The organism is Kluyvera genomosp. 3, assembly GCF_011765685.1.
In the GTDB taxonomy this organism is placed as follows: Bacteria; Pseudomonadota; Gammaproteobacteria; order Enterobacterales; family Enterobacteriaceae; genus Kluyvera; species Kluyvera georgiana_A.
On sequence record NZ_CP050321.1, the window covers coordinates 3543687 to 3562210 of the forward strand.

Here is an 18524-nt window from a genome sequence, read left to right on the forward strand (position 1 = left end):
TGGTGGGTCGTGCAGGATTCGAACCTGCGACCAATTGATTAAAAGTCAACTGCTCTACCAACTGAGCTAACGACCCACTTTTTTCGCCACTTTCAGGATGTTTGATATCCCTTGGCAACGGCGGCATATATTACTGAATTCAGAATTCTGCGCAACAAAAATTTCGACAAAGATCACTTAACTGCTTATGTTTCATGCGGCAAGACCAGAAATAACACGATTTCTGGTCTTACTTCACGCATCACAGCCCGCTAAGACGTTTTTGCGCCTGCTTCGCACCGTCGGTACCTGGGTATTTGCTGACAACCTGCTGATATACCGCTTTCGCTTTTGCGGTATCGCCTTTGTCCTGCATGATCACCCCGACCTTAAACATCGCATCCGCCGCCTTAGGCGACTTCGGGTAGTTTTTCACCACCGACGCAAAGTAGTACGCCGCATCATCTTTTTTACCCTTGTTGTAATTCAGCTGACCCAGCCAGTAGTTGGCATTGGGCTGATAGGTAGAATCAGGGTATTTTTTGATGAAATTCTGAAACGCCACAATCGCATCATCCTGGCGAGAACTGTCCTTCACCAGCGCGATCGCCGCGTTGTAATCGGTATTCGCATCGCCCGTTTGCGCCGGAACGCCAGACGAAGCGGTATTTCCGCCCGCTGGCGCTGACGTCGCCGCTGCCGCATTGCTTTGGTCACCCGAAGCTGGCTGCGCCGGTGTCGCACCGCTGCCGCCGTTCAGGCTATCAATTTGCAGCATGATCTGCTTTTGACGATCCATCACCTGATTCAGCTGGTACTGACTTTCCTGGATCTGTCCACGGAGGGCATCAATATCAGACTGGTTATCGGAGAGTTGTTGCTGGAGTTGGGTCAAAAGTTGACTGTGAGCATTGGAAATACGCTCGAGTTGAGTGACGCGGTCTTCGACCGAGCCTGAGCCGACACTACTGATTGGCGCCTGAGCAAAAGCGGCCCAGGGGGCCGCTATGCCAACCAGTAACGACAGACTCATTAAATGATGTCTGAAGTTACTGCTCATGCAATTCTCTTAGTAAACCAGTACGGCACGACGGTTTTTGGAGTAAGCCGCTTCGTCGTGACCCAGTACTGCAGGTTTTTCTTTACCGTAAGAAACGATGGAGATCTGGTCAGCAGAAACGCCTTTACCCTGCAGGTACATTTTAACAGCGTTAGCACGACGTTCACCCAGGGAGATGTTGTACTCCGGAGTACCACGTTCGTCCGCGTGACCTTCTACGGTGACTTTGTAAGACGGGTTGCTACGCAGGAAGTTAGCGTGTGCATCCAGCATTGCAGCGAAGTCAGAACGGATATCGTACTTGTCGAGATCGAAGTAAACGATGTTGTTCTGCTGCAGCTGCTGCATCTGAAGACGCGCTTGCTCTTCAGAAGACATATTGCCGCTACCGTTCGCATCCATACCAGTGCCGGCACCGTTCAGCATGCCTTCGCTGCCGTCATTGCTGGCGTTCTTGTTGGAAGAACATGCCGCGATTGCCATTACAGGCAGAGCAATCAACAGCCCTTTCAGCACTTTGTTCAGTTGCATTTCAATGATTCCTTTACTAATCAATTAATTATTATCACAGATACGGCGACCAGGCAGGGAATTTAACCTGTCCATCAGTTGCCGGAAGACGCGCTTTGAAACGCCCATCTGTAGAAACCAAATTCAGCACGGATCCCATCCCCTGAGAAGAGCTGTAGATTACCATAGTGCCGTTAGGTGCCAGACTTGGCGTTTCGTCTAAAAACGTTGATGACAGAACCTGTACACCACCCGCTTCCAGATCTTGCTTAGCAATGTGCTGCTGACCGTTGGCCGAGCTAACCATTACCATAAACTTGCCGTCGCTGCTGACGTCAGCATCCTGGTTCTGCGAACCTTCCCAGGTAATACGCTGCGGAGCACCGCCGTTAACATTCACTTTATACACCTGCGGACGACCGGCCTGGTCAGAGGTGAAGGCCAGGTTCTGACTGTCCGGGAACCAGGTTGGTTCAGTGTTGTTGCTGCGACCGTTGGTCACCTGACGAATCTGGCCGGAGCCAAGGTCCATCACGTACAGGTTCAGGCTACCGGTTTTCGACAGGGCGAACGCCAGTTTAGAACCGTCCGGCGAGAATGCCGGCGCACCGTTGTGCTGCGGGAACGACGCAATCTGACGCACCGCGCCGTTTGCCAGCGTCTGCACGACCAGCGCTGAACGACCGCTTTCGAAGGTCACATAGGCCAGTTTAGAGCCGTCCGGAGACCATGCCGGAGACATCAGCGGCTGCGGAGAACGGTGGACCACAAACTGGTTGTAGCCATCGTAGTCAGAAACGCGCAGTTCATACGGGAACTGGCCGCCATTGGTCTGCACCACGTAGGCGATACGGGTACGGAACGCGCCTTTAATGCTGGTCAGTTTCTCGAACACTTCGTCACTGGCAGTATGGCCCGCGTAACGCAGCCACTGCTTGTTCACCTTATAGGTGTTCTGTGCCAGAACGGTACCTGGCGCACCGCCGGTATCAACCAGCTGATAGGAAACGTTATAGCTACCGTCGGCGTTCGGGCTAACCTGACCGACAACCACGGCATCAATACCCAGCGCAGACCACGCGGCCGGCTGAACTTCCTGCGCGCTGCCCGGCTGCTGCGGCAGACGAGAGCGGTCTAATGGGTTGAATTTCCCGCTGTTACGCAGGTCGGCGCCAACAATACCGCCGATATCTTCAGGCGCGGCACCCGGTCCGGCCCACTGGAACGGAACGACGCCAATCGGACGCGCCGAGTCCACCCCTTGGGTGATCTCGATACGTACTTCTGCGTGCAGCACCGCTGCCCACAGCATCAGAAAACCAAATGCTACTCGTAATGCCTGCTTCATCATTTCTCCCTTATCCAGGCGGAAAGCCCACGATAATTTAGCAGAATGTTAACAAACTAAAATACACAAAACTACCAAAACCCTGCGACGATCCCGCCTTTATTTTTCGCGTACTGCGGCGAAAAATAATCTTTATGGCTTGAAGTCCAGCGGCGCATTTTTAAAGGTCTGCCAGACCGCTTGTGACGGCGGTTTCGGGAACTTGGTCATTCGGTTAGTTGCCGCCAGCATCTGCTGACAGAACGCCGCATCACCACCTTCCTGCTTCACGCTCAGCACCGTACCATCTTCTGCCAGGTTCACGCGCAGCGTACAGGTCTTCCCTTTATAGGTATCCCAGTCGTACAGGTGACCTTTAATCGCCGCCTGAACCTGCGCAATATAGGACGCAATTTCAGCCTGCGATGCCCCACCCTGCCCAGCTTTGTTACCTTTAGCAGGAGAAGAGCCACCGGCGCTACCGCTGGTGCTGCCTTTCGGCGCATTCTTACCTGAGCTTAAGTCGCCTAACAGATCGTCAACGCCAGAAGCGGCGGCTGCTTTTTCCGCGGCGGCCTTTTTGGCAGCGGCGGCTTTTTCCGCAGCAGCTTTCTTGTCTGCTGCCGCTTTAGCCGCTGCTGCTGCCTTATCGGCAGCCGCTTTTTCCGCAGCGGCGGCAGCTTTCTCTGCGGCTGCTTTTTCAGCAGCAGCGGCCTTCTCGGCGGCGGCTTTTTCTGCGGCAGCCTTTTTCGCGGCTTCCGCAGCGGCTTTCTTCTCCGCATCGGCAGCGGCTTTCGCAGCGGCCGCTTCAGCAACTTTCTTCGCATCAGCTGCGGCTTTAGCGGCCTCGGCTTCCGCTTTCTTCTGCGCGTCAGCGGCGGCTTTCTTCGCCGCTTCCGCAGCCGCTTTCGCCTGCGCATCGGCTTTTGCTTTCGCATCCGCAGCGGCTTTCACTGCCGCTTCCGCCTGCGCGTCGGCTTTCGCTTTGGCATCAGCGGCGGCTTTGGCTGCCGCTTCTTCCGCCTGTTTTTGCTGTTCCTGAGCTTGCTTCGCCGCTTCCTGGGCCTGTAAACGCTCTTTTTCCAGCGCTTTTAAACGTTCCTGTTCGGCTGCCTGTTTCTCTCGCAGCTCTTCAGCCTGCTGCTGGGCCTGTTTCTCACGCTGCTCTTGCGCGCGTTTCGAACTGGCCTGCTGCTGCTGTTGACGATTATAGTTGTCGACGACCGCACCCGGATCGACCATGACTGCGTCGATGGACGAACCGCCGCCACCGCCAGCCGCAGCGTCTAAATGCTCATCGAACGAACTCCAGATCAGCGCTGCAAACAAAATCACGTGCAGCACTGCTGAAATAATTATCGCTCGTTTAAGCTTGTCGTTTTGTTCGGTTGCCTTTGACACTCTCGGTTCCCAAAAACTGTTCCCCCGTTACTCTACAACACACGATGTGGGCCGTTGCCGACCCACACCCTGCGCTGGTGCGGCATGTCGGCGGTTAAATGGGTTGAGTCATCAACCCGACCGATTTCACCCCGGCGCTGTGTAACAGGTTAAGCGCTTTAATTATTTCATCGTAAGGCACGTCTTTCGCGCCCCCAATTAAGAAGACCGTCTTCGGATTCGCCTGCAAACGACGCTGCGCTTCCGCGACCACCTGTTCAGGCGGCAGCTGCGGCATCTTCTCCGGGCCAACGTTCACGCTGTATTGCCCCACGCCGGACACTTCAACAATGACCGGGGGTTCATCATTACTGCTGACAGCCTGTGATTCGGTGGCATCAGGAAGATCCACTTCCACGCTCTGCGTAATGATCGGCGCTGTCGCCATAAAGATCAGCAGCAGCACCAACAACACATCCAGCAGCGGAACGATGTTAATTTCGGACTTCAGTTCGCGACGCCCGCGTCCACGTGCTCTGGCCATGGCTTACCCCTTGTTGCTCTCGCTGGCGGTACTGGCGGTAAAAGCCTGACGGTGCAGAATCGCGGTGAACTCTTCCATAAAGTTGTCGTAGTTCAGTTCCAGTTTGTTCACGCGCTGGTTCAGGCGGTTGTACGCCATAACCGCCGGAATAGCGGCGAACAGACCGATCGCGGTGGCGATCAACGCTTCGGCGATGCCTGGAGCAACCATCTGCAGCGTGGCCTGTTTTACCGCGCCCAGCGCGATAAAGGCGTGCATGATCCCCCAAACGGTACCGAACAGACCGATATACGGGCTGATGGAGCCAACTGTGCCAAGGAACGGAATATGCGTTTCCAGCGTTTCCAGCTCGCGGTTCATGGAAATACGCATCGCACGCGATGCCCCTTCCACAATCGCTTCCGGCGCATGACTGTTCGCGCGATGCAAGCGGGCAAACTCTTTAAAACCGCTGTAGAAGATCTGCTCGGATCCCGCCAAATTTTCACGACGCCCCTGGCTCTCCTGATACAGGCGAGACAGCTCGATGCCGGACCAGAACTTATCTTCAAACGCTTCTGCTTCGCGGCTTGCCGCGTTAAGGATGCGCGTTCTCTGGATAATGATGGCCCAGGATGCGATTGAAAAACCAATCAAAATCAACATGATAAGTTTAACCAGAAGGCTTGCCTTCAGGAACAAATCAAGGATGTTCATGTCAGTCACTGCTTAAACTCCGCGACAATAGACTTGGGAAGCGCACGAGGCTTCATGATGAGTGGATCAACACAGACAATCAGGACTTCTGCTTCGTTCAGAACCTTATTCTCAGCGTTGACTATTCGCTGCGTAAACACCATTGAGGTACCACGCATTGATGTAATTTCTGTCTGGACTTCGAGCATATCGTCGAGTCGGGCAGCCGCAAAATACTCCAGCGTCATTTTACGCACGACAAAGGCCACGCGTTCAGCCAACAGCACCTGCTGACTGAAGTGATGGTGACGCAGCATCTCAGTGCGTGCTCTTTCATAGAAAGCGACATAGCTGGCGTGATAAACCACACCACCGGCGTCGGTATCTTCATAGTAGACACGAACCGGCCATCGAAACAGCGTTGTATTCACTTTACGTCCCAGTAATGCAAAAAATTTTTTGGGTTTTTGAACTTCGCTACTATACGCGCGGGAATGATGGTTTGGAATGGGGAGAAGTAAACGGAGAGTAAATTTTTATGGGCTCGTGCAAGCCCATTGTCTTCGGATGAAAATTTTCAGCGGTAAAAGAAGAAAATCAGCCCTGCAAATAACACCAGATCGGCGATAAGCGGACAAAAAATCCCCTGCCAGTGAATCGACCGCAGGCGGAAGCCCACCCCGTGAATCACGCCCGCGCACACGGACCACATCAGCAGAAACCCATGCCAGATTTCCAGCTCGCTGGTCTTCGCCGCAAAACGCGACGGATCCCAGAAAATGCAGCCTGCCAGCAGCAGGGCCATAACAAGGGAAAGCGCCCGCAGGGGGCGCTTGTCCATTATCGCGTACAACATTGCGATAACATTTTTCATCAGTGCTTTTCTTCACCCGCGTTGGTCGCTTCGACGTGCTCTAACGCCAGCGCGGTGATCACGCCGAATGCACAGGCAAGAAGCGTTCCCAAAATCCATGCGAAATACCACATATTCAGCTCCTTACTTAGTACAGAGAGTGGGTGTTACGTTCGATGTCTTCTTTGGTAATGCGACCGAACATTTTCCAGTAACACCAGGTGGTGTAGGCCAGAATAATCGGTACGAAGACAATCGCAACATAGGTCATCAGGTTCAGCGTCAACTGGCTGGAAGTCGCGTCCCACATGGTCAGGCTCGCGTTCATCATTGTGCTGGAAGGCATAATGAACGGGAACATAGCAATACCCGCGGTCAGGATGATGCACGCCAGCGTCAGTGAGGAGAACAGGAACGCCCATGCCCCTTTGTCCGCTTTGGTGCTAACAATCGTCAGCAGCGGCAGCACTACGCCCAGAGCAGGAATGGCCCACAGCGCCGGCATGTTGTTGAAGTTCACCATCCATGCACCCGCTTCACGCGCCACTTCTTTGGTCAGCGGGTTAGACGGGCCGGTATGATCCAGCACCGATTTCACCACATAACCATCAATGCCGTAGTAAACCCACACGCCTGCCAGTGCAAAGCAGACCAACGTGACCAGCGCTGCCACCATTGAGACGGAGCGGGTACGCAGGTGCAGTTCGCCCACGGTACGCATTTGCAGATAGGTTGCACCTTGCGTCAGGATCATCCCCACGCTGACGATACCTGCCAGCAGACCAAACGGGTTCAGCAGCTGGAAGAAGTTACCGGTGTAGTACAGACGCAGGTACTCATCAATGTGGAACGGTACGCCCTGCAGCAGGTTACCAAATGCCACGCCAATCACCAGCGGCGGCACGAAGCTGCCGACAAAGATGCCCCAGTCCCACATGTTGCGCCAGCGGGTATCTTCAATCTTCGAACGGTAGTCAAAGCCAACCGGACGGAAGAACAAAGAGGCCAGCACCAGAATCATCGCCACGTAGAAACCGGAGAACGCAGCCGCATACACCATCGGCCAGGCGGCGAACAGCGCGCCACCCGCGGTGATGAGCCACACCTGGTTTCCGTCCCAGTGCGGGGCAATGGCGTTAATCATTATTCGACGCTCGGTGTCGTTACGACCGAGGAAGCGGGTGAGCATGCCCACCCCCATATCGAAACCATCGGCGACGGCAAAACCAATCAGCAGAATGCCAATCAGTAGCCACCAGATAAAACGCAATACTTCATAATCGATCATTTGACGACTCCTGTCTTAGCGTGCCGACTGAATAGCCGCAGAGGACTGTTCAAAGTGATAGCGACCGGTTTTCAGGCTGCTTGGTCCTTTACGGGCAAATTTGAACATCAGGAACAGTTCAGCCACCAGGAACAGCGTATACAAACCACAGATCAGCACCATCGAGAAGATCAGGTCGCCAGCAGTCAGCGACGAGTTGGCAACCGCCGTTGGCAATACTTCACCGATTGCCCACGGCTGACGGCCATATTCGGCAACAAACCAGCCCGCTTCAACGGCAATCCATGGCAGAGGCAAGCCGTAGAACGCCGCGCGCAGCAGCCATTTTTTCTCGCCGATACGGTTACGAATCACCGTCCAGAAGGAAGCGCCGATAATCAACAGCATCAGCACACCGCACGCCACCATGATACGGAAGGCGAAGTACAGCGGCGCAACGCGTGGAATAGAGTCTTTAGTCGCTTTCTGGATCTGCTCTTCCGTCGCATCAGCCACGTTCGGCGTATAGCGTTTCAGCAGCAGGCCATAACCCAGATCTTTTTTCACGTCGTTGAATTGCGCGCGTACCGCCGGATCGGTTGCGCCAGAGCGCAGCTGTTCAAGCAGGGAGTACGCTTTCATCCCGTTACGGATACGCTCTTCGTGCTGCACCAGCAGATCTTTCAGGCCGGTAACCTGCTTGTCGACGGAACGTGTCGCGATGATGCCCAGCGCATAAGGAATTTGAATGGAGAAATGGTTCTCCTGCGCATCCTGGTCCGGAATACCAAACAGCGTAAAGGCAGCGGGTGCCGGCTGGGTTTCCCACTCGGCTTCAATCGCGGCGAGTTTGGTTTTCTGTACGTCGCCCATTTCGTAGCCGGATTCATCACCCAGTACGATAACGGAGAGGATGGCGGCCATACCAAAGCTGGCGGCAATCGCAAAGGAGCGTTTTGCAAAGGCGAAATCACGGCCTTTGAGCATGTACCAGGAGCTGATGGCAAGGATAAACATCGCGCCGGTGACGTAGCCAGACGCCACGGTGTGAACGAATTTCACCTGTGCGACCGGGTTCAGGACCAGCTCGGAGAAGCTGACCATTTCCATGCGCATGGTTTCGAAGTTGAAGTCCGAAGCAATCGGGTTCTGCATCCAGCCGTTGGCGACCAGAATCCACAGCGCGGAGAGGTTGGAGCCAAGCGCCACCAGCCAGGTGACGGCCATGTGCTGAACTTTACCCAGACGATCCCAACCGAAGAAGAACAGACCTACAAAGGTAGATTCGAGGAAGAAGGCCATCAGACCTTCGATGGCCAGCGGCGCACCGAAGATATCGCCCACGTAGTGGGAGTAATAAGACCAGTTGGTCCCGAACTGGAACTCCATGGTCAGACCGGTAGCCACACCCAGCGCAAAGTTGATACCAAACAACTTGCCCCAGAACTTGGTCATATCTTTATAAATCTGTTTGCCGGAAAGGACGTAGACCGTTTCCATGATTGCCAGCAGGAACGCCATACCCAGCGTCAGCGGTACAAACAGGAAGTGGTACATCGCGGTCAAGGCAAACTGTAAGCGCGACAGTTCGACTATATCTAACATCATGACTCCTTGCTCATCGCATGAAGACTCCGAGAATGAACCCGTTACCCGGGATTCAAACACATGCCCCAATACAAATTTATTTGTTACCCGCCAGGTTGCGATTTCATCCTGAGAGGAAATCATCATCAGCAAAGGTTACAAATACGTTAATAAAAAACCCAAATTGATCCCTCGAATATATTACGCCGTAATAACCCTACAATAAACAGGTTTTTGCTGAACTGTCTTTACGTTTTACGGCGTTGATCAATATATAGCGGAAGGGGTACTTTTCATCCAGTTTGATGCCGAGCAATTAAACGCTTTTTTGCCAATATTTCCAAGCTCCGAGCATTGATATAAATCAATATTTACGCTCAATGTTGAATATATGTTTCCACGATTAAACCATGTAGATTGAATGTTAAATTAATGTTTTATTAATGAGCTCTGTGGTTAGCCAAAAGATTTATATGAGAATTATAGGTAATAATATTTAACTTCATCGGCCTCGATAAAAAAATGCTGCCAAACCATGATAATGTTAGTCGGTTCACAGTAATTTTTCGCTAGCACATATTTCGGTATTTCCTGGCGAATGCGTTCTTTTTTCCCCTTCCCGCTTACCCGATCGCCCATCAATCCAATCTATTAATTCAGATATGCTTCAAATGATTGTTAAAAATAATTGAGTTAAAAATAATAACCCACAAAAACTATTTCAGGCAGACCACAGTTTTCCTCACAGACGATGTCAGAATAGATGCCAACTTGCTGATACTCCACTTACTTTTGCCAAGGAACGCTCATGCCGTCTCGACTGACTACCGCCCTACTCGCCTGCTTTGCGATCTTGCCCGTTACCCTGCACGCCTACGCCGAAGATGCTGTCGATAAAGCCAATAACCCCCTGCACCTTGCCAGCTCTTTTGCGGTGCAGGATTACTACACGCCTGAAATCGATGGCACCAACCAGCACACCAACGATGTGCTGCTCCGCGCGACTATCCCCATCGACAGTAACGACCTTATTGCGGTACCGCAAATTATGCGCGTAACGGTGCCGATGGCGACTCGCCCGCAAAGCAGCGGCGGCTACGACAGCGGCATTGGCGATATCAATCTGTTCGATATTTTTTTGCTCAAGCAGGATGGCGTCAAGCTGGGCGTTGGGCCGCTGCTAACGGCCAACAGCGCGGCAAAGGAGGAATTGGGTACCGGGCAATGGCAGGCCGGGCTGTCAGCGGTGGCGGTCAATACCTCGCCGCGCTGGCTGACCGGCGCGCTGGTACAGTGGCAAAAAAGTTTTACCGGCGATAGCGATCGCGCCCATGTTGAGACGGCGACGCTGCAACCGTTCCTTATCTACAAAATGTCCCGCGGCTGGTTTTTACGCTCCACCGCGATCTGGAGCTACAACGTCAAAAATGATGACTATGTGATCCCACTTGGGCTAGGCGGCGGGCGGGCGATACTGGTCGGAGACTATATTGTTAACAGTTTTATCGAGCCGCAGTGGACGGTAGCGCACAGAGGGGACTATCAGCCGGAGTTCACGCTGTATGCGGGGTTCAGCATCATGCTGAAATAGGCCCGCAATAAGCGCCGGAAGGCGCTTATTGCGTAGTATCAAGCTAGCTTAAGGCTGAAGGTGCGGGACTGACACGGCCGGAATACGGTGGTGCTGTCCGGGGTCGCCTCCTGCTCGCCGTAAGGTTTTTCATCCATTCCCGTTTCATGACACTGGATAACGCGGCGGCTATACGAAACCGCCGCCTCGCAGGATACGCTATCGGAAGGGTTGAACAGCCGCAAAATAAGCTCATCGCGATCTTCCGCTTTTTTCAATGCGCTAAGCTGGCAGCCAACCGGTGACATGCTTAACAGGCTATAGCTATCGGGTACGGTGAAATCGGCTTTGTTCAGCTTCATCGCATCCCATGGAATTTTGTTATAGCACTGAATAGGGGTAAGCCAGGCCCGCGCCTGCTGTGCCACCCCGGCATTAAGTGGGGTCCCGCTGTAGCTGAACAGGCTGAAGCGACAATGTAACGCGCCGTGCATCTGGGAATCAGGGACCGGTAGTTTGATCCCTGAAGGGCGGCCAGGGCGCAGTAATAAATCCTCTTTGCCCAGTAAACCCACGCCGCGCATCAGCGTTAAAGCGAAGGTTTTTTTCTCCTCGCCAATCACTTCAAATTCCCGTAGCCCCTCGCTAAACAGTGCAAGACCGTTACGTCCTTCCTGCAAGGCCGCGTAATTCAGCAGGTTCCAGACCGGCACTGGCGCTTCCTTCCAGCCCTCCGCCTGCCAGTTCGCCATCGCGTCATCGCGTACCGGACGCACGACGCTGCCAAACTGGGTGTCGGCCAGCACCTCCTCGGTACAGAACGGCGTTGGGATCAGCACGCGCACGCGGTGGTCGTCGGCCTGATTATCGAGGCGGACTTCCACGTCAATACGACGGGTGTTATGGCTGAGCGTGACCGCTATTTCTACCCCCAGCTCACCATTGCGCTGACGCGCCGTGCGTTCGCTCAGGTTAGCAGGGACCGACATACGATAACGAATCACGGCGCGGCTTTGCCAGGCGTCGTGAATGACCTCATGTTCAAACGCTGTCCCGGCCGAAGTAAGCAGCCACTCTTCCCGTGAGGGCGAGTAATCATACTCATCGCCGTCATCAGCGCCCTCTTCTATCTCCAGCACGCGTTGATAAACAATGCCCAAGTCTTTATCGCGTAGCTGCAAGGTCCCGTCGTCGTTGAGGTCAATCTGCCAGAAGGCATTTTCCAGCAGCGCCTCGGTTGGGGCGACGGCCGGCACCTGGTTACCCGCCGCATGCGGCTCGATATACAACGTGCAATAGCCCATCGATGGCAGAATCTGTTTAAGCTGGATGTCGTACTCCATAAACGGCTCATAGTTACCGTAATGGACAATCTGGCGATCAATCAGCCCTGGGTCGAGTTCCCGCGCCGCGCAAATAAAGTAGGGGATCTCATGCCCTTTATTGTCCAGCAGCCGGAACTGGCTCGCACGCAGGCGAATCGTGGTGTTGATCACCTCTTCGCGCGGCCACGGCATCAGGTTAAACATCACCAATTTGTCCGCGTCGCTGTGGGCCATGTTGTCGGTGATTTTGCGCAGGTAGAAACGAATCAGGTTATCGGCCATGTCTTCAGCGAGGATAAAGCGCGAGACAATTTCACGATGAACCTTGTCGCTACAGCAGCAGCCAATACTGTCGTGAGCGTGGTTTTTTAAGATCTCTTTCCACATTTTCTCCAGCAGGCCATGGTGATATTCAAAGCCCAGGCTCCAGGCAAGCGTCGCCAGCGGCTCCAGCAGGTTGATGATTTTATTCTCAATGCGCGCATGGGCGATTTTGATATCCATACGCGTGGAACCGATAGTGCGGTGTACGCGCATGTATTTGCCGTCGATGAATTCGCCGTGGAGCGTCGCCAGCTCATCACGATGAGCCTCGATTTGCTCAAACACCTCTTCGAAACGGCTCATCACAAACTGTCGCTGCGGGTAGATCTCCCGCAGTTTATCCATCACCGCAAAGATGTTTTGCTGTAACGGCATCTGGTCATGGCCGTTCGGGAGCAAAATCTCTTTGGTCACCGAGGCTTTTTCCAGCACCTCAAAGTAGTTGTCGAGGCGTTTACGCAGCCCGGCTTCATCCTCCGGTAAGTACTTACCAATCGCGTAGCCCAACGGCAGCACCTGAGCGGCAACTTCACTGCCGTCCTGGCTTTGCCATAAAAACTCGGTCTTATCGGTACCGTGGCGCTCTGAACATCCACGCCAGAACATCGCGCGGGTGATGCCAAAGCCGTTATAAATGTGCGGTAGCTGCCCGGACATACCAAACGAGTCGGGAAGGTAACCAATCTTCATCGGTTCGCCAAATGCCATACAGTCGCGGATGCCGTACATCAGATTACGGACAATAGATTCACCCGAAACGATAGTGGTATCCGTTTGCGTATACCATGGCCCAATAATCAGTTTTCCGGCCTGGACAAGCGACTTAACGCGCTGCCGATTTTCCGGTTTAACGGCAAAATAGTCCTCCAGTACCGCCGTTTGCCCATCCAGGACGTAGTATTTATAGTCGGCATCCTGCTCAAGACGCGTGAGGATCTCTTCCATATTGTTGACCAGTAAAATACGCGACTCTTCCGTCGTGAAATACCACTCTCGATCCCAGTGCATATGCGGCGTTATGTGAACGCGAGATACTGCTTTCATCTTCGTTTCCTGTTTAATCAGTGCTTACGGCATCACGCTGTCGGTGACGTATTTCCCTTTTCTGACCGCCTGACGTCGCCAGAGCAGCAGTACCACGGTGGAAATCACTGTCCCAACCAGCGCAGCACCAAACCAACCTGCCGCGGCGACATAAGCGCTTATTCCGCCATGCTGCAGTAAAAATAAGGAGAAAATCCCGGCGCCAGGCGTTGAGAGGCCAATCCCCATGGCGCCGACAATCGCTCCGGTCGCCATCGATCCCAGGACAAAAGAGCCAATCACGCGGACCGGATCTTCAATCGCCATCGGAATCGCCCCTTCGGTGATCCCCGCCAGCCCCAGCAGCCAGGTGGATTTTCCGGTCTCAATTTCAAACTGTTTAAACAGATTCGGCGCCAGCATGGTGGACGCGGTGACGGTAAAGGCAGATACCATTTTCACCGACGCGAAGATGGCATAAGGGCCATACACGCCGTTGGCCATCGCCCCCAGGCAAAACGCATAGGCCGCTTTGTTCACCGGGCCGCCGAGATCGAACGAACACATAAAGCCGAGAATCACGCCCAGCAATAGCGCATTCGCCCCCGAGAGTCCGTTAAGCCAGGCGGTAAGCGAGTTGTTGACCCAGGCGACGGGTTCGCCAATGACAAACAGCATCAGGCTGCCTGCGGCCAACGTCCCGATGACCGGGTAGAGGTAGAAGGTCATGAAACCGTTAAAGCGGTTGCTAAGGCGAATATGCTGTTTCACCCAACGCATGAGGTACCCCGCGATTAAGCCGCCGGCCACCGCGCCTAAAAATCCCGCGCCGATCATATTGGCGGCGAGACCCGCGGCAAAACCCGGCGCCAGCGCGGGTTTATCCGCCAGTGAATAGGCGGTATAAGCAGCCAGAACGGGGACCATCAACGTGCCAAGCATGCCGCCGCCCAGCTTGCGGTACATCCACAGCCAGGAGTTTTCAAGGTCAAAGAGATGCTGCAGGCCAAAGATTTGCGCCAGCAGTACCGCCACCGCCAGCACCGTCCCGCCGGCGACGATCAGCGGCACCGCAAATGAAATCCCGCTAAGCAGCGCTTGCTTCAGTTCGGCTTTTACGCTTTTTTTCACCGCCTCTTGCGGCTGAGCGATTCTATTGCCTTGCGTCGGTTTCAACGCCAGCGCGCGTTCAATCAGCGCCTCGGCATGGCGCAGCGGTTCGGCGACCGGGACTGAAATAGCCGGAATGCCGTTAAAACGCTCGCTCTCTTTAATCGCCACTTCCGCCGCAAAAATACAGGCTCGCGCAGCATTCAGCTGTTGCGCGGTAAGGCGGCCTTCAATGCCGTTGGCCCCCTGCTTTTCCACCACCACGTTAACGCCCATCCGGCGTCCGGCTTTTTCCAGATACTCCGCTGCCATATAGGTGTGGGCGATACCTGCCGGGCAAGCGGTGACACAAACAATTGTCGGTGCGTCATCGCTGAGCGCTGCGACGCTTTTTTCTGGCTCAGCATCCAGCGCCGCCAGTAGTGCCTCGGGGCTATCGGCAGCCATCACCCGCTGTCGTACCTCATCATCGGCCAGACGGGTAGTCAGATCGGTCAGAATCTGGATATGCGTCGATCCTGCTTCTGCCGGCGGGATGGCCAGCAAGAAAATCAACTCGACCGGTTCAGGGCCATCCACCCCTTCCCAGGCCAGCGGTTCACGTAGCATCGCCACCGCAAACGCCGCTTCTTTCACCGCCGCGGTTTTACCATGTGGTACCGCCAGTCCTTCACCAAGGGCTGTGGGCCCCAGGGATTCCCGCTCGAATACTTCCGCAAGATAAGCGTCCGCATCGGTAATTTTTCCCAGTTCAACCAGCCGCTGCGCAAGCTGGCGAATCGCGTCGTCGCGATCGGTAAAGTGGGCGTTTAGGCAAACCGCACGAGGGTGGGACAGGGTCGTCAGGTTCATCATGATCCTCACTGAATTGTCGTTATAGTGTGCAGCGATTGTGTCAGACAACATAATACATTTTAGTGATCAATTTCACTAACTGGCAATAATTTGTATTTAATTTGTATTATTTACTATTGCGGAGATGTCGGCATAATTTGCCTGAAAGGTATTAACCACTTCATAGCAAAGCGAAAACTGATGAGTAAAAAACCGATGTATCGCCAGATAGCCGATGAACTGCGGGCGCAAATCACACGCGGCGAGCTAAAGCCGGGTGATGCCCTGCCAACCGAGTCTGCGCTACAGGCGGCCTTTCAGGTCAGCCGCGTCACCGTCAGGCAGGCGCTAAAGCTGCTCACCGATCAGGAGATTATTGAGAGCATCCAGGGCAGCGGATCCTATGTCAAAGAAGAGCGCGTCAATTACGACATTTATCAGCTCACCAGCTTTTATGAAAAGCTGGCCGATCGTCAGGTTGAGACACATAGCGAAGTGAAAGTGTTTGAAGTTATTCCGGCAGGAGAGACGCTGGCGGAACACCTCCAGCTCGCCGCCACGGATAAGGTCTGGCACGTCAAGCGGGTGCGATTTATCAAGCAAAAAGCGGTCACCCTTGAAGAGACGTGGATGCCCCTCGCCCTGTTTGCCGATCTCACCTGGGAGGTCATGGAAAACTCAAAATATCACTATATTGAAACGATCAAAAAGATGGTTATCGATCGCAGCGAGCAGGAGCTTATCCCGGTGATCCCAAACGAGGAGACGGTCGCAATGCTGGGGATTGCGCCGGGGAAACCGGTGCTGGAGAAAATTTCTCGCGGATTCCTGCAGGATGGGCGGGTGTTTGAATATAGCCGCAATACCTTCAAAAGCGACGACTATAAATTTACGCTGGTGGCCAAACGACGCCATTAAAAAAGGCCGCCCATGGGCGGCCAACCATGTCGAAACAAGACATATAAGGCTCCCTCTTTCCCTGTATGCAGCGGGAATTCGGTGAGGGAGCAGAGAGGATTACTTAATGATGGACTTCAGCGCTTCGCCAATGTCAGCCAGGCTGCGAACCGTCTTCACGCCAGCAGCTTCCAGAGCAGCGAATTTCTCATCAGCGGTACCTTTACCACCGGCAATGATGGCGCCAGCGTGGCCCATACGTTTGCCTTTCGGCGCGGTAACGCCCGCGATATAGCCAACAACTGGCTTGGTCACGTGTTCTTTAATATAAGCAGCCGCTTCTTCTTCTGCGCTACCGCCGATCTCGCCGATCATCACGATCGCTTCAGTCTGCGGATCTTCCTGGAACAGCTTCAGGATGTCGATGAAGTTAGAGCCCGGGATCGGGTCGCCGCCGATACCGACACAGGTAGACTGGCCGAAACCGTAGTCGGTGGTCTGCTTAACCGCTTCATAGGTCAGGGTACCGGAACGGGAAACGATGCCCACTTTACCCGGCTTGTGAATGTGACCCGGCATGATGCCGATTTTGCATTCGCCCGGGGTGATAACGCCTGGACAGTTCGGGCCAATCATGCGCACGCCGGCTTCGTCCAGCTTCACCTTCACGGTCAGCATATCCAGCGTCGGGATACCTTCGGTGATGGTGATAATCAGTTTGATGCCTGCATCAATCGCTTCCAGGATGGAGTCTTTGCAGAACGGCGCTGGAACGTAGATAACGGTGGCGGTAGCGCCGGTCGCTTCTACGGCTTCACGAACGGTGTTGAACACCGGCAGACCGAGGTGAGTGGTGCCGCCTTTACCTGGCGTTACGCCGCCAACCATCTGCGTACCGTATGCAATCGCCTGTTCGGAGTGGAAAGTCCCCTGGCTACCGGTGAAGCCCTGACAGATAACCTTGGTATCTTTATTAATTAAAACTGACATTATTTCCCCTCCACTGCGGCAACAACCTGCTGAGCTGCATCCGTCAGACTTTTCGCTGCAATAATATTCAGGCCGCTATCAGCCAGTTTTTTCGCGCCGAGCTCGGCGTTGTTGCCTTCCAGACGTACGACAACCGGGACGTTAACGCCCACTTCGGCTACCGCGCCGATGATACCGTCAGCGATCAGGTCGCAACGTACGATACCGCCGAAGATGTTAACCAGTACGGCTTTAACATTGTCATCGGAAAGGATGATTTTGAACGCTTCGGTCACGCGCTCTTTGGTCGCGCCGCCGCCCACGTCGAGGAAGTTAGCCGGTTCGCCGCCGTGCAGTTTAACGATATCCATGGTGCCCATTGCCAGGCCCGCGCCGTTAACCATACAGCCGATGTTGCCGTCCAGCGCAACGTAGTTCAGTTCCCACTGTGCCGCCTGCGCTTCACGCGGATCTTCCTGAGACTGGTCGCGCATTTCGCGCAGGTCAGCCTGGCGGAACAGCGCGTTGCCGTCAGCGCCCAGTTTACCGTCGAGGCAGATCAGGTCGCCCTGCTTGGTCACCACCAGCGGGTTGATTTCGATCAGCGCCAGGTCGCGCTCCAGGAAGATAGTCGCCAGACCCATGAAGATCTTGGTGAACTGCTGAACCTGTTTACCTTCCAGACCCAGTTTGAACGCCAGCTCACGCCCCTGGTAAGGCATCGGGCCCGCCAGCGGATCCAGCGCCACTTTGTGGATCAGGTGCGGGGTTTCTTCCGCCACTTTTTCAATTTCTACGCCGCCTTCAGTCGAGGCCATAAAGACCACGCGACGGGAGCTACGGTCAACTACCGCGCCCAGGTACAGCTCTTTACCGATGTCGGTAGCAGCTTCAACCAGAATCTGGTTAACCGGCTGACCGTGTGCGTCCGTTTGGTAAGTGACCAGACGTTTGCCCAGCCAATGTTCAGCGAAAGCGCGAATGTCTTCTTTGGAGTTAACGACCTTCACACCGCCCGCTTTACCGCGGCCACCAGCGTGAACCTGACATTTCACTACCCACGGGCCAGCGCCGATTTTTGAAGCGGCTTCTTCTGCTTCGCGCGGAGTAGTACAGGCATAACCCACCGGAGCCGGTAAGCCATAGCGGGCAAAGAGTTGTTTTGCCTGATATTCATGTAAGTTCATGTGTTCTATCCATCCTATAAAATGTTGTTGAGTTGTGGTCTGGATCTTTTAGTTCTGCATAGCACAGAGTGGGCCTCCTCCCCGCACGGGGAGAGAGGCCGCT

General features: G+C 54.3%; 17 protein-coding genes and 1 tRNA gene. 2 read left to right on the forward strand and 16 right to left on the reverse strand.

What is annotated here, in order from left to right; genetic code table 11:
* The 12 genes from GY169_RS16650 to cydA all read right to left on the reverse strand — a co-directional run bounded on the left by GY169_RS16650 (position 1) and on the right by cydA (position 9200).
* Positions 1-76, reverse strand: a tRNA-Lys gene (locus GY169_RS16650).
* A 165-nt stretch (positions 77-241) separates the two neighbouring features.
* Positions 242-1039: a cell division protein CpoB gene (gene cpoB, locus GY169_RS16655; protein ID WP_163449185.1), complete on the reverse strand. Its 798-nt coding sequence runs from the start codon at positions 1037-1039 to the stop codon at positions 242-244.
* A gap of 9 nt (positions 1040-1048) precedes the next feature.
* A complete protein-coding gene (pal, locus tag GY169_RS16660) occupies positions 1049-1570 on the reverse strand; it encodes a peptidoglycan-associated lipoprotein Pal (RefSeq protein WP_064548357.1) in 522 nt (173 codons plus the stop codon).
* A 34-nt stretch (positions 1571-1604) separates the two neighbouring features.
* On the reverse strand, positions 1605-2897 hold the full coding sequence (gene tolB / locus GY169_RS16665) for a Tol-Pal system beta propeller repeat protein TolB (RefSeq protein WP_064548356.1): 1293 nt from the start codon (positions 2895-2897) through the stop codon (positions 1605-1607).
* Between the two features lie 132 nt (positions 2898-3029).
* Positions 3030-4277, reverse strand: coding sequence for a cell envelope integrity protein TolA (gene tolA, locus GY169_RS16670; protein WP_167576383.1), 1248 nt, complete (start codon positions 4275-4277; stop codon positions 3030-3032).
* A gap of 94 nt (positions 4278-4371) precedes the next feature.
* Positions 4372-4800: a colicin uptake protein TolR gene (tolR, locus tag GY169_RS16675; RefSeq protein ID WP_064548352.1), complete on the reverse strand. Its 429-nt coding sequence runs from the start codon at positions 4798-4800 to the stop codon at positions 4372-4374.
* A 3-nt stretch (positions 4801-4803) separates the two neighbouring features.
* Positions 4804-5505 (reverse strand): Tol-Pal system protein TolQ, encoded by a 702-nt coding sequence (tolQ, locus tag GY169_RS16680; RefSeq protein WP_074398837.1) that lies wholly within the window; start codon positions 5503-5505, stop codon positions 4804-4806.
* Positions 5502-5906, reverse strand: a complete 405-nt coding sequence (ybgC, locus tag GY169_RS16685; protein WP_035892730.1) for a tol-pal system-associated acyl-CoA thioesterase — start codon at positions 5904-5906, stop codon at positions 5502-5504. Before ybgC ends, tolQ begins: the two co-directional genes overlap by 4 nt.
* A gap of 146 nt (positions 5907-6052) precedes the next feature.
* A complete protein-coding gene (ybgE, locus tag GY169_RS16690) occupies positions 6053-6349 on the reverse strand; it encodes a cyd operon protein YbgE (protein WP_065355542.1) in 297 nt (98 codons plus the stop codon).
* Positions 6349-6462: a cytochrome bd-I oxidase subunit CydX gene (gene cydX / locus GY169_RS16695; protein ID WP_062775086.1), complete on the reverse strand. Its 114-nt coding sequence runs from the start codon at positions 6460-6462 to the stop codon at positions 6349-6351. The genes ybgE and cydX overlap by 1 nt, the downstream gene beginning before the upstream one ends.
* 14 nt (positions 6463-6476) lie before the next feature.
* Positions 6477-7616, reverse strand: coding sequence for a cytochrome d ubiquinol oxidase subunit II (gene cydB / locus GY169_RS16700; RefSeq protein ID WP_065355541.1), 1140 nt, complete (start codon positions 7614-7616; stop codon positions 6477-6479).
* Positions 7617-7631: 15 nt separating this feature from the next.
* Positions 7632-9200, reverse strand: coding sequence for a cytochrome ubiquinol oxidase subunit I (gene cydA / locus GY169_RS16705; protein WP_163449182.1), 1569 nt, complete (start codon positions 9198-9200; stop codon positions 7632-7634).
* 790 nt (positions 9201-9990) lie between these two features.
* On the opposite strand from cydA, the gene GY169_RS16710 reads away from it, so the two are divergent.
* Complete coding sequence (locus GY169_RS16710) at positions 9991-10773, forward strand: hypothetical protein (RefSeq protein ID WP_167576384.1); 783 nt, start codon at positions 9991-9993, stop codon at positions 10771-10773.
* 38 nt (positions 10774-10811) lie between these two features.
* Here GY169_RS16710 and mngB read toward each other — a convergent pair whose 3' ends face one another.
* Both mngB and mngA read right to left on the reverse strand, forming a co-directional pair.
* On the reverse strand, positions 10812-13445 hold the full coding sequence (gene mngB, locus GY169_RS16715) for a mannosylglycerate hydrolase (protein ID WP_167576385.1): 2634 nt from the start codon (positions 13443-13445) through the stop codon (positions 10812-10814).
* A 24-nt stretch (positions 13446-13469) separates the two neighbouring features.
* On the reverse strand, positions 13470-15386 hold the full coding sequence (mngA, locus tag GY169_RS16720) for a PTS 2-O-a-mannosyl-D-glycerate transporter subunit IIABC (protein WP_167577324.1): 1917 nt from the start codon (positions 15384-15386) through the stop codon (positions 13470-13472).
* A gap of 183 nt (positions 15387-15569) precedes the next feature.
* On the opposite strand from mngA, the gene GY169_RS16725 reads away from it, so the two are divergent.
* Entirely contained in the window at positions 15570-16286 is a 717-nt protein-coding gene (locus GY169_RS16725) for a GntR family transcriptional regulator (RefSeq protein ID WP_167576386.1), read from the forward strand.
* A 99-nt stretch (positions 16287-16385) separates the two neighbouring features.
* On the opposite strand, the gene sucD is transcribed toward GY169_RS16725, so the two are convergent.
* Positions 16386-17255 (reverse strand): succinate--CoA ligase subunit alpha, encoded by an 870-nt coding sequence (gene sucD, locus GY169_RS16730; RefSeq protein ID WP_008501094.1) that lies wholly within the window; start codon positions 17253-17255, stop codon positions 16386-16388.
* Entirely contained in the window at positions 17255-18421 is a 1167-nt protein-coding gene (gene sucC, locus GY169_RS16735; protein ID WP_003022927.1) for an ADP-forming succinate--CoA ligase subunit beta, read from the reverse strand. Before sucC ends, sucD begins: the two co-directional genes overlap by 1 nt.
* Positions 18422-18524 lie beyond the last annotated feature (103 nt).

What these genes read in the sequence shown, in the direction of transcription:
- cpoB (WP_163449185.1), bottom strand. Translation starts at nt 1,039, where the DNA reads ATGAGCAGTAACTTCAGACATCATTTAATGAGTCTGTCGTTACTGGTT.
- pal (WP_064548357.1), bottom strand. Translation starts at nt 1,570, where the DNA reads ATGCAACTGAACAAAGTGCTGAAAGGGCTGTTGATTGCTCTGCCTGTA.
- tolB (WP_064548356.1), bottom strand. Translation starts at nt 2,897, where the DNA reads ATGAAGCAGGCATTACGAGTAGCATTTGGTTTTCTGATGCTGTGGGCA.
- tolR (WP_064548352.1), bottom strand. Translation starts at nt 4,800, where the DNA reads ATGGCCAGAGCACGTGGACGCGGGCGTCGCGAACTGAAGTCCGAAATT.
- ybgE (WP_065355542.1), bottom strand. Translation starts at nt 6,349, where the DNA reads ATGAAAAATGTTATCGCAATGTTGTACGCGATAATGGACAAGCGCCCC.
- cydX (WP_062775086.1), bottom strand. Translation starts at nt 6,462, where the DNA reads ATGTGGTATTTCGCATGGATTTTGGGAACGCTTCTTGCCTGTGCATTC.
- cydB (WP_065355541.1), bottom strand. Translation starts at nt 7,616, where the DNA reads ATGATCGATTATGAAGTATTGCGTTTTATCTGGTGGCTACTGATTGGC.
- cydA (WP_163449182.1), bottom strand. Translation starts at nt 9,200, where the DNA reads ATGTTAGATATAGTCGAACTGTCGCGCTTACAGTTTGCCTTGACCGCG.
- GY169_RS16710 (WP_167576384.1), top strand. Translation starts at nt 9,991, where the DNA reads ATGCCGTCTCGACTGACTACCGCCCTACTCGCCTGCTTTGCGATCTTG.
- mngB (WP_167576385.1), bottom strand. Translation starts at nt 13,445, where the DNA reads ATGAAAGCAGTATCTCGCGTTCACATAACGCCGCATATGCACTGGGAT.
- mngA (WP_167577324.1), bottom strand. Translation starts at nt 15,386, where the DNA reads ATGAACCTGACGACCCTGTCCCACCCTCGTGCGGTTTGCCTAAACGCC.
- GY169_RS16725 (WP_167576386.1), top strand. Translation starts at nt 15,570, where the DNA reads ATGAGTAAAAAACCGATGTATCGCCAGATAGCCGATGAACTGCGGGCG.
- sucD (WP_008501094.1), bottom strand. Translation starts at nt 17,255, where the DNA reads ATGTCAGTTTTAATTAATAAAGATACCAAGGTTATCTGTCAGGGCTTC.
- sucC (WP_003022927.1), bottom strand. Translation starts at nt 18,421, where the DNA reads ATGAACTTACATGAATATCAGGCAAAACAACTCTTTGCCCGCTATGGC.